This window comes from Pedobacter sp. GW822-FHT03F06 (assembly GCF_058801365.1).
Genome location: NZ_JBXANE010000014.1, coordinates 171,487 through 183,043, shown reverse-complemented (window position 1 = coordinate 183,043; position 11,557 = coordinate 171,487). Strand labels below are relative to the sequence as shown.

General features: G+C 39.1%; 9 protein-coding genes and 1 tRNA gene. 4 read left to right on the top strand and 6 right to left on the bottom strand.

Annotation, left to right across the window (positions count from 1 at the left end; translation table 11 throughout):
• Positions 1–280: 280 nt before the first annotated feature.
• Entirely contained in the window at positions 281–2,185 is a 1,905-nt protein-coding gene (locus tag AC1RJ8_RS21755; RefSeq protein WP_492955636.1) for an ABC-F family ATP-binding cassette domain-containing protein, read from the bottom strand.
• Between the two features lie 350 nt (positions 2,186–2,535).
• Between AC1RJ8_RS21755 and AC1RJ8_RS21750 the strand changes: the two genes are divergently transcribed.
• The 3 genes from AC1RJ8_RS21750 (at position 2,536) to AC1RJ8_RS21740 (ending at position 4,912) form a co-directional block, all read left to right on the top strand.
• Positions 2,536–2,946: an Rrf2 family transcriptional regulator gene (locus tag AC1RJ8_RS21750; RefSeq protein ID WP_492955635.1), complete on the top strand. Its 411-nt coding sequence runs from the start codon at positions 2,536–2,538 to the stop codon at positions 2,944–2,946.
• A gap of 74 nt (positions 2,947–3,020) precedes the next feature.
• On the top strand, positions 3,021–3,671 hold the full coding sequence (locus tag AC1RJ8_RS21745; protein ID WP_492955634.1) for an NAD(P)-dependent oxidoreductase: 651 nt from the start codon (positions 3,021–3,023) through the stop codon (positions 3,669–3,671).
• A 212-nt stretch (positions 3,672–3,883) separates the two neighbouring features.
• Positions 3,884–4,912 carry a quinone-dependent dihydroorotate dehydrogenase gene (locus AC1RJ8_RS21740; RefSeq protein ID WP_057933574.1) on the top strand — a complete coding sequence of 343 codons (1,029 nt, stop codon included), beginning with the start codon at positions 3,884–3,886 and terminating at the stop codon, positions 4,910–4,912.
• A gap of 612 nt (positions 4,913–5,524) precedes the next feature.
• Here the strand turns inward: AC1RJ8_RS21740 and AC1RJ8_RS21735 are convergent.
• The 4 genes from AC1RJ8_RS21735 to AC1RJ8_RS21720 form a co-directional block, all read right to left on the bottom strand.
• Entirely contained in the window at positions 5,525–6,190 is a 666-nt protein-coding gene (locus tag AC1RJ8_RS21735; protein ID WP_492955633.1) for a DNA alkylation repair protein, read from the bottom strand.
• Positions 6,191–6,478: 288 nt separating this feature from the next.
• Positions 6,479–6,649 carry a hypothetical protein gene (locus AC1RJ8_RS21730; RefSeq protein ID WP_029275070.1) on the bottom strand — a complete coding sequence of 57 codons (171 nt, stop codon included), beginning with the start codon at positions 6,647–6,649 and terminating at the stop codon, positions 6,479–6,481.
• A gap of 34 nt (positions 6,650–6,683) precedes the next feature.
• Positions 6,684–6,757 (bottom strand) — tRNA-Cys (locus tag AC1RJ8_RS21725).
• A gap of 59 nt (positions 6,758–6,816) precedes the next feature.
• Positions 6,817–7,563: a TrmH family RNA methyltransferase gene (locus tag AC1RJ8_RS21720; RefSeq protein ID WP_492955632.1), complete on the bottom strand. Its 747-nt coding sequence runs from the start codon at positions 7,561–7,563 to the stop codon at positions 6,817–6,819.
• Here AC1RJ8_RS21720 and tamL point away from each other — a divergent pair.
• The gene (tamL, locus tag AC1RJ8_RS21715) at positions 7,554–9,980 is read left to right on the top strand and encodes a translocation and assembly module lipoprotein TamL (RefSeq protein ID WP_492955631.1); all 2,427 of its coding nucleotides are present in this window, start codon (positions 7,554–7,556) and stop codon (positions 9,978–9,980) included. The two genes, AC1RJ8_RS21720 and tamL, sit on opposite strands and share 10 nt — an antisense overlap.
• Here tamL and AC1RJ8_RS21710 read toward each other — a convergent pair whose 3' ends face one another.
• Complete coding sequence (locus tag AC1RJ8_RS21710; RefSeq protein WP_492955630.1) at positions 9,981–10,550, bottom strand: 2'-5' RNA ligase family protein; 570 nt, start codon at positions 10,548–10,550, stop codon at positions 9,981–9,983.
• Between the last annotated feature and the right edge of the window lie 1,007 nt (positions 10,551–11,557).

The window sequence follows — 11,557 nt, the reverse complement described above, 5'->3', positions numbered from 1 at the left end:
AGCTAAGAAAAACTCCAAAAAAAGAGTTTTTCTTAAAATAAATTTGCAATTGTGGTAAACCTAGAATACGACCGTAGCGGAGAGATCTTTTTTACGGAAATTTGATTTGTTCAGCGTTGTCAACTTGAATAGAAAGGTAGCCTGAAAGTTGACAACGCTTCGATTTAAACCTAGTACACAGTTGATCATATGTTTAGTATTCCGTGTTTCTGCGCTTCCGTGGCAACAAAAAAAGCCACAGCATTTCTGTGGCCTTAATATGCTTTAATAGGGGCTAAAACTAACCCTCAAGTTCCATAATCTCAGCAGCTAAACTTTCCCATTTATTTTGGCTAGCGTCTAACTCCTGTTTTGTCGCTAAATAACGTTTATTGGCTTCAGCTAATTTATCGGCTTTGGCGTAAACATGCTCATCTGCCAGTTCTGCTTCAATATTTTTAACATTCTGCTCCAGTTCGGTGATCAGTTTTTCTGTTTTTTGCAGTTCGTCGTTCAGCTTTTTTAATTGGTTGGCTGTATTTGGCGTAACAACTTTTGGCTGTTCCTTTTTCTCAGGCATTTTAACCGGAATAGGTTTAGCTGCGGGAATTACCCTTTTGCTATTCCATTCTTCATATTCGGCATAAGTACCAGGGTATTGTTTAATTTTTCCGCCTTCGATAAACCAGATCTTATTGGCCACATTATCTAAGAAATACCTATCGTGAGATACGGCAATAAAAGTACCTTCAAACTGTTGTAATGCCTGAATCAGGATATTAACCGATTGGATATCCAAGTGGTTGGTCGGCTCATCCAGAATCAGGAAATTCGAATCTGTGGTTAACGATTTAGCCAGGGCCACACGCGATTTTTCCCCTCCCGAAAGCACTTTGATCTTTTTGAAAACATCATCGCCGGTAAAAAGGAAACAACCTAAAATACTACGCAGTTCGGTATCGCTATGTTTTGGGGCAAATGCCTGTAATTCTTCTAAAATCGAATTTTCTAAATGCAGCGATTCTAATTGATGTTGCGCAAAGAAAGTGGTGGTCACATTATGACCCGTTTCGCAAAAACCTTCAAATTTTTCAGCTCCGGCAATCATTCTCAATAAAGTAGATTTACCCTTACCGTTTGCACCGATCAAGGCAATTTTATCACCTTTTTCAATTACACCTTCAGCATCATCTAAAATGTGCACATTTGGATAGCTCTTATTGGCATGTTCTATACGCACAACGTGCCTGCCCGATGGTTTAGAAAATTTGAAAGCGAAATTTACGGTCGGGTTATCATCATCCACATCATCAATACGCTCCATTTTATCTAAAGCTTTCATGCGCGATTGTGCCATTTTAGCCTTGCTCGCTTTCGCTTTAAAACGCTCAATTAAACGTTCTTCCTGTTTAATTTTAGCCTGCTGGTTTTTAAATTCACCCTTCTGGATTTCGCCACGTAAGGCTTTTTCTTCCACATAGAAGCTATAGTTACCTGCGTATACGGTTAATTTTCCTTTGCGCGATTCGACCGTACGGTTTACGATTTTATCTAAGAAATACCTATCGTGAGATACAATTACAATGGCACCTTCAAAGCCCATCAAGTAGTTTTCTAACCATTTAATGGAAGGTAAATCCATGTGGTTGGTAGGCTCATCAAGCAATAGGATATCAGGCGTTTGCAGTAATATTTTGGCCAGCATTACACGCATACGCCAACCCCCTGAGAAGGTATTTAACGGGCGCAATTGGTCTGCGGTGCTGAAACCTAAACCAGCCAAAATTTCATTTGCCCTGTATTCGATGTTATAGCCGTCTAAAGCTTCAAATTCTTGCTGTTTATCGCTTAATTTAAATAAAACCTCTTCGCTATAATCCGTTTCTATTTTTTTAAGCAGTTCCTCAATCTCATCATGCAATTGGTTTTGGCGCTCGAAAGCCTCCATGGCCACATGCAAAATGCTATGGTGCGAATCGTAAGAAAGTAAATCCTGGTTTAGGTAGCCAATTTTCAGGTCTTTAGACATGGAAACAGTACCCGAACTCGGTGCATATTCGCCAACAATTATTTTTAAAAGTGTTGATTTTCCTGTTCCATTGGCGCCGATTAAACCAGCTCTGTCGCCAGGTTTAATGTGCCAGTTCGCGTCATCGTACAAGGCCCTTGAGCCAATCAGGAAGGTTAAATTATTTATTGAAATCATTTCGGCTGCAAAAGTACGAAATTTAAAGGCTTTTTTCAGCTGGAAAGTCAAATAGGATAAGCCAACAACAATAATTGGCTTTTAGGAAAGCAATACCTGCTAATTGGTATCGCGGAAGCATTAAAAATCATTTTTTGTAAAAACAAAAGCTTTTAAGTACCTGTTTAATAATTATTACCGTTTTAAATTGATGCCCGATATAACGCTTACCCTGCTCAATATCCTCAAATTTTAGTTGATCTATTAAACGGTAACGCGTTACAATTGTCAGTACAGGGTTAAATGATGTTAAATTTTTATGATGTGTAAAAATTATCATACCTTTGTTCTGTAATAAAAATAGTTACAGTATGAATAGCAGTCATTTTTCCATATCGCTCCACATTCTTACACTTCTCGATCAGGTGAAGGGGCAGCTATTGAATTCGGAATACATTGCGGGTAGTATCAACTGTAATCCTGTTCTGGTGAGAAAGGAATTGGCCAATTTGCATAAATATGGTTTTGTTCAAAGTAAAGAAGGGAAGGGTGGTGGCTCAACTTTAGCTAAAAATCCTGCCGATATTAATTTGGGCGATGTGTATAGGGCGGTTAAGCAAAAAAGCTTACTGGGTGAAAGCAAAAATGAACCTAATCCCGATTGCCCGGTAGGGAGACAGATTACCAAACACCTAAACGATTTATATGATGAAGCCGAAACCGCTTTGGTGAAGAATCTTTCAGCTAAAACATTACAAGATTTTAGTGCAGGTTTTAAATAAAAAATTTTGAACATAACTGTAATAAAAAACATTACAATTTAAACTAGATTAATAAATTTTAAAAATTAAATAACATGAAAGTAGCATTAATTGGAGCCTCTGGATTTGTAGGCAAAGCCATTTTGAACGAATTGGTAAGTCGTGGAAACGAAGTAATTGCCATTGCACGCGATACCGCTAAAATTGAAAATAACAATGACCAGGTAAGTAAGATCGCAGTCGATGTTTTGGATACTGAAAAATTAGCAGCGGCTTTAAAAGGCGCCGACGCAGTAGTGAGTGCTTTTAACGCAGGTTGGACCAATCCGAATTTATATAACGATACGGTACAGGGAGCAGAGGCTATTCAGGCTGCAGTAAAAGCATCGGGCGTTAAACGTTACATTTTTATTGGTGGAGCAGGTACTTTGCAGATTGATGGTTACCAAATTGTAGATGGGCCAAACTTCCCTGCCGAATACAAGCCAGCTGCAACAGCGGTAAGAGATTATTTTAATACGCTAAAACAGGAGAAAGAATTAGATTGGTTGTTTTTTAGTCCGGCTATTGAAATGCACCAGGGCATCACCACTGGCCGTACCGGGAAATACCGTTTGGGTAAAACAAGTCCGGTTTTTAATGAAGAAGGCCGTTCTATTTTATCAGTAGAAGATTTAGCAATTGTTATTGCCGATGAGCTGGAAAATAATGCACATCATCAGGAGCAGTTTACAGCGGCATACTAAAGAAGTTGGTTCATTCGTTCATTGGTCATTGGTGGATGGCAGGTTGCCTAGGATTGATGGTTCATGGCCATAAAAACCATTGACCATGAACTATAAAACCAATGTTAGGATCAGGGATGGATTTGGACACTTAGACTAATGAACGAATGGCTATTGAACTAATGACCAACTAACCTTTTTTATAATTAGTATTAAGTTCTTATCTTCGTGGCATGTATCGCCTTATTAAACCAATATTCTTCAAATTTGACCCTGAAAACGTACATTATTTTGTAGTTAAGCGGTTAAAATGGTTTAATGATAAATTTCCACTAGGTAAAACCATTATCCGTAGCAGTTTTGATGTGCACATTAAAGGTTTAGAACGCGAGGTTTTTGGTATAAAATTCAGAAATCCTGTTGGCTTGGCCGCTGGATTTGATAAAAATGGCGAATATGTGGAGCCACTCAGTAATTTAGGTTTTGGATTTATTGAAGTGGGTACGGTAACGCCAATGCCTCAGCCCGGCAATGATAAACCCCGGATGTTCCGCCTACCTAATGATGAAGCTTTAATCAACCGGATGGGCTTTAACAATAAGGGCGTAGATGTAATGGCTGAGCGTTTGCGCTTGCTAAAAGATAAACATCCTGATATTGTTGTGGGTGGAAACATCGGTAAAAACAAGGCTACTCCAAATGAAGATGCAGTAAACGATTACATTAAATGTTTCGACCGTCTTTTTGATGTGGTCGATTATTTTGTGGTGAACGTAAGCTCGCCCAATACCCCAGGGTTACGCGAGCTGCAGGAAAAAGAACCGTTAAAAAAAATCCTTAATACCTTACAGCAACGCAACCGTAAAAACGATATTTCACGTCCGATTTTATTGAAGATTGCTCCTGATTTAACTGATGCGCAATTGGATGATATCATCGAGATTGTTGCAGAAACAAAGATTGCTGGTATTATTGCCACCAATACAACCATTAGCAGGGAAAATCTGGCTACAGAGAAAGACTTGACTACCCAAACCGGTGGTTTAAGCGGTAAACCTGTTAAAGAACGTTCTACAGAAGTAATTCGGTATCTTTCGGAGAAATCGAACAAAGCATTTCCAATTATTGGGGTAGGTGGTATTCATTCGGCAAAAGATGCCAAAGAAAAATTAGATGCTGGTGCATGTTTGGTTCAATTGTATACTGGTTTTATATACGAGGGACCAGGGCTGATCAAAAGCATCTGTAAAGAACTGGTTTAAATATATTCACCCTGCACTGAGCCAACACTCGTTTCTCGCCTGCGGGTTTTACGCTATTATCAGGTTTAGTTAGCAAGGTTTGTCTATAAAAGCGGGGCTGAAATTGCCAAGAGAGCAGAACCAGCCGTTTTTTAATCATTATTAATATTTTTTCTTTTTTAGGAAATGAAAGTTCAGCGTTTCATGGGTACTGTAGCCCCGCCATCCGCTTTACTTCACCCGATGGAAAAATCGGGTTCGTGTTCGCTTCTGTCAGGTTTATAAACAACGGCTTGCTTTCGGTGCGCCGACCCAGGTTAAATAAACCCGATTGTCGGGAAGCGCTTCCGATCCTTCATCGGAACTCGCACCAAAAGCGGGGCTGAAATTGCCAAAAGAGTAGAACCAGCCGTTTCTTAATCATTATTAATATTTTTTCTTTTTTAGGGAATGAAAGTTCAGCGTTTCATGGGGATTGTAGCCCCGCCATTCGCTTTATCCCGATTGAAAATAATCGGGATGCTTATGATTGTTTATTTACAAGGTCTGAATTTTATGATTAAATGCTATTTGCCGGGCCTGCTTCAAATAGAGGGATATCATGCATGAAATATACTGATAATAGGTAAAAAACTACTTTTGCCGGCTTACCATCTCATTAATCCAGATTGGTGCAAAGGGAGAGGTGCAGCCCTTAGAAACGGGGTAATCGCGGTAAATGCCAAGTTTTTCACCGATGGCCAAGGCTCTTTCTCTATAAACAGGGTGGTTAATGCCAATCTGGGCCAATGCAGTATTCATGGTCCATTGGATTTCGGGTGCTACTTTTGGCATTTCTTTTTCAATCCGATCAAGAATTGCCGGGATGTCTATTCCTTCAGGTGCCCTGGTTATACGTCCGCTGGTTAAGCTCCAGCCTGCGCGGGCCAGCATAATATTTCCCGAATTCATCCACTTTTCCCTGAATTGTTCCTTATCAGGGTATTCTTTAACAATGTAATTGTAAAACCAATCAGCTGCCCAGGTAAAGTTTTCTGAGGCTACCATTTGCTCAATCTGTTCTGCAGACAGCGCTTTTGGTTTAAGGATTAAGATGGCCAGCAGTCGGGCATCAATATTTTCAGTTTCCCAGAGTTGAAGTGCAAGCTCGTGGTCTGTTTTGATCTTTTTGGCGATGGCTCTAATATCGCCCATTTTAACGCCGAAAATGTTTTCTCTGGCACCGTTTTTAATGTGCATGGCGCGGACTTTTTCTTCGCCGAGCGATTCTAGTTTTGAAAGAGTTTCTGTAAGATTCATGTGTCTTCGTAAATCTGATAGCATAAAGTTAAGATTTTAGGTAGTTAGTACATCGTCACCTGAATTTATTTCAGGGTCTATCTTGCAGGAAAGATGCTGACCACGTAGTAGCTACAAGACAATTGAAAATACTACCGCTACCTGTAAAACAAGTTCAGCATGACGATTGAATTAGAAAGGGACTTAGAATTACAATAAATGCTGTGCGTATCAAAAATACTAACGCATAAAAAAAGCATCCTTTGATCAGAAGGATGCTTTAAATTCTTTAAGAAGAAATGCTAAAAACTATTTTGCCAAAGCAGCTAAAACAGCATTGTTTTTAGCTAATTGATCGTTTTTAGGTTGTGCAGAGCGGCTTCCCAACTCGATGTTAGTTGCTCTCTTTAAAAATGCTACCTCTTGGTGAGCTGTATTTTTATTTCTTCTGTCTTTTCTTTTTAATCTGGTAACTGCCATGGTAATAACCTTTTAATTATTTTATTTGTACAAATGGAGGTCGAGAGCGGATTCGAACCGCTGTAGAAGGTTTTGCAGACCTCTGCCTAGCCACTCGGCCACTCGACCCTTAAATTCAAGGCTGCAAAAATAGCAATTATTAGTTAGCCCGCAAATAATATCTCAATTTAATTTCGAACTCGCACTAACTCAGCACAAAAGATTGCCGCACTTACCGCCACGTTTAACGATTCGGCTTCCCCAATTCTAGGAATGGTTACCGGTTTATTTATTTTTTTGATCACTTCGGCCGATATTCCCTTTCCTTCATTGCCCAAAATCACCAATCCTTCTGCTCCCCATTGCGTTTTGTAAATCGATTCGCCATCTAACAATGCCCCAAATACAGGAATGGTATTTTTCTCCAATAATGCTGGTAAATCTGCTTCATAAATATTTACCCTTGCCAAAGAGCCCATGGTAGCCTGTACAGTTTTTGGGTTGAATACTTCCACACAGTCTGCAGAGCAAATGATGTTTTTAAAGCCAAACCAATCTGCTGTTCTGATAATGGTGCCCATATTACCCGGATCTTGAACGCCATCTAAAACCAAAGTGAACTGATTTTTCAGCGCTTTTAGTGCTAATTCTCTGTTTTTGGGGATATGGACGAGTGCTAAAAAGCCTTGTGGCGTTTGCAGCGTACTAATCTTGTCTAATTCGGCGTTCTTTACTTCAAATAAGTTTATATTTGCAGGCAATTTGGGTAACAAATTGTATTGTTCGCTGTTGTAATATATAGTATGGATCTGGTAGCTTGATCGAAAAAATTCTTTTATGGATTTTATACCTTCAACAATAAATAAACCATGCTCTTTACGGTATTTTTTTTGATGTAACGACCTTATAAAACTAATCTGTGATTTTGAAAGCATACCAAAACTCAATAAATATTAAACTGAAAAGCACTGCAATATTACTATTTATTATTGTTTTAATTCAGGCCTGCTCATCAACTAAATACATTGCCGACTATCAATCGATAGTGAAAAAGGTTACTATTGATAGCGTTGATGCTAAATTTGAAGAACAGGCATACAATTATGTTCAGAAAGATATCAGGCCGGCATCTAAGCTGAGTATCAATGTACCTTTGTACAATTTATTCAATACAAAAGATGGTCGGTATAAAACCAGCGATATTAAGCCGTTTGGTACACCGCCTGCCATTTTGGATAGTACATTGGTTGAGATTTCCAGAACACAGATACAGAAGTTTTTAAAAAGTAAGGGCTACCGCCAGGCTGAGGTAACTTCTGCCATAAAAATTGCAGATAAAAAGGCCGAAATTGTATTCAGCGCAAAACCTGGTCCTGCTTATTTTATCGAGAAACTTTCCGATTCGATCCCAAATGTAAATATTAGAAATCTTTACGAATCGAATAAGGCTAAAATATCCCATTTACACAGGGGAATGCAGTACGATGAAGACTCTTTAACTTACGAAAGGGAGCAGATTTATCGCATTATGAAAGAAAATGGATATTTCTATTTCTTAAGGCCTTATGTAAATTTTGATGTATATGGTGCCGAACCCAGTTCTAAGACTAACAAAATAGATTTGAATCTTAATGTAACAGATCCTGCAAATGGTCCGCATAAGCAGTTTAATATTGGTTACACACATTTGTTAATTGCGCCAAATCCTGATGGTCTACCCGATTCGGCAAGATATAAATTAAGCAAAGATACTTTGAACGGGATTATTTATACCGATTTCTCTAAGCGTTACAGGCGTAATCCGATCGTTCGTTACGATTTTCTGAAGCAAGGTGACCTTTATGACATCCGGAATGAAAACCTCACTTACGATCGCTTATATGAGCTCAACGTTTTTAAAAATGTAAAGATTGATTATTTCAGAAGAGACAGTACCTCCAATAAAATCAATGCGATCATTTTGCTTACCCCCCAAAAGGTAATGAGTAACCGCGTGGAGGGCGAGATTCCGTTTAATGGTGGTACCGTTGGCTTTACCCTCGGAAATACCTATACCAACAACAATATTTTTAGAGGGGCAGAACGATTTGAACTTCAGGTAAAAGGTGGTTTGCAATCGCGTATAGGCAACGGGGCCAAAGTTTTTAGTGATATTTATCAGCGCGATTTTTCAATCAGTGCCAGTATTTCGGTGCCAAGACTGATGATCCCTTTCTACAATCCTGTTTTAGGTGGAAACGGAATGCCGCACACTACCTTTGCTACGAGTTACATTTATGCCCTACAAAAAGATGTTTCGGTAAGAAGGATTTTTATTAATTCCATTACTTACGATTGGTTTGAAACCAAGTCTAAACTCCACTCTTTTACCCCATTAAATTTCGAGTACCGTTTTGGTAACCTCGATACTTCAAAAGTGGATGCCGTTACCAGGTTTAACAACCTGTATTATTCTTCACTGCTCGATCGTAAAGATTTAACACTGGGTATGAAATATACCTACACCTTGAATGCCGATAAATTGAACCAGCTGAGAACCTTTGTTTATTTAAGGGCAGGGATGGATATTGCAGGTAATATGTTGCAGGGCATATCGAAGCTAACAGGTTCAAAGCATGATCCGGCAAACAACGACCCGGCAAAGATACTGGGCTTGCCTTTTAACCAGTACACCAGGCCAGAGGTGGATATTAGGTGGTATAAACATTTGGGTGGTGAAAGACAATTTATTGCCCGTTTAAACACCGGATTAGCCTACGCTTATGGTAATTCAATTTTAACGGGTATTCCTTTCGAAAAGCAATTTTTTGCTGGTGGATCTAATGGCTTAAGGGCCTGGCAGGCCAGGACCATTGGTCCTGGTAATTATAATAGACAGGTACTTGCCAGCGATGAGGTGCGGAAGGCTGTTTTTGGGCTGGATCAATTGGGTACTTTACGGATAGAAACTAATTTTGAATATCGGTTTACACTTGCCCGCAAATTTTTCGGGGCTACGCTGAAAGGGGCTGCGTTTGTTGATGCCGGTAATATCTGGAATATCCGCAGAGGAGAGTCGATTACGCTTGAATACCCTGAATTGGATGAATTGACCGTGTTTAAGCTTAGTAAACTGGCTAAGCAAATTGCTGTTGGTACGGGTGTTGGTTTAAGGTATGATGTTCAGTATTTTGTTTTCAGGTTTGATGTGGGACTGAAACTTAAAGATCCTCAGTTTATCGGATCAGACCAGTGGGTAATCAGCAAATTTTTATCCGGAGCCAGAGATTTTAAAAATAGCTATAATGCCACGCATGGGCCTGATACCTATCGTTTTATACAGTACAACTTTGGTATTGGTATGCCATTCTAATTAATCGAAAAGGCTTAATGTTTTAGGTCTGGTATTTGGATCTTTAAAAGAAAATTCTTTAAAGGGTTGCCATCTTTTATCTATGTGTTTGTAAACAGAAAAGGATGAAACCGGGAATTCGCGTTTAAATTTCCGGTCTTTAAAATCAGCAGCAAGCTGTTTAAAAACGGGTGGTTTTACATCTCTGAATGCCAAAGTTAAATGTGGATTGAATTTTTCTTTTTTCGCGATCAATTTTAAAGGTTGTAATGCTTTGGTAATCTGTTTTTCCAAGCGCATTAATCCCTCATTTTGTTCAACATCGAGATAAAAGGTATGCTCCAGAAATGAATTGAAGTTTCGGAGTACCTGTGTAAATGGCTCAAAGAAAGAAGCATCTTCTAAAGCTTTAAAAAACTTTTTTTCTGCATCATAAGCCGAAAGCTTTACCGGTGGGTATAAGGTGATGTGTGCGGGCCGTTTTAATGATTCATGCACATTAAATTTCTCTGAAATGTATGTTCTAATCTCGTCTATGTCTTCTACAACTGAAACAGGAGGCACTAAACACACTAAAAATAGATTTTCCATCAAGCGAATTTACTAAAAATTTTAGCAATAACAATAATGAATCGTTAAAAAAACGATTTGTTATTTTCACACTCGTTAGAAACGAGCGTGAGCAGGAGCCTTTTCGCAATGACGACTAACTCTGTATTTTCACAAACCTATTTATTTTTGCCACAGATGCACAGATTAACACGAAAGAATTTTACTGCCTTGGTCTGTGTCCTCACCGATCACTTAAGTTTTGCCTCAGATGTCCAATGAGGGACTTATGTTCAATAAACCCGACCGACAGCGTTATCCCGATTTGAGATGATTTTTTTATTATTATAATTTTATCGGGATTAAGCAAAGGGCGGGGCTGGTGTAACCGAAGTACCATAGGCCTTGCTTTTCTAAAAAGAAAATTTGCATTAGACCTTTATACGCTAAACGATAAAGTTAATCGTTAAAAACGATTTGTTATTTTCACGCCCGTTAGAAACGAGCGTGAGCATGATTCTTTTTCGGAAAGCAGTCTTTTCCGCTCTTTGCCGCGGGGCATGGTACTTTGGAGCGCCAAAGTACCCAAAACGCTCTGTCAATCCAACAATGGGCCTTTTACACAATCCTACACACATCAAAAAAACAGCGGCACTTCGTTTTGTGTTCAATACTTATTTAAAGTTTTAAATTAGCGTTTATGAACACAAAACCACTGCGTTTAGGTTTGGCAGCACTATTTTTTCTTTCCTACAACTGTTTTTTTGATTTCCCGGGCCCTTGGGATTGACGGGGTTCTTCGGTCAAAACAATGTGTTATTCGAGGAAGCTAGCAAAACGCCTAAAAATAATCTCAAAAAGATGTGTCCACACCATAGATTTAGGGCGGGGATACAGTGCTGCTATCTGTGGTAAAATAAACCCGACCGACAGCATTATCCCGATTTAAAGTGATTTTTTTATCGTTATAATTTTATCGGGATTAAGCAAAGGGCGGGACTGGTGTAACCGAAGTACCATAGGCCTTGCTTTTCTAAAAAATAGAACGC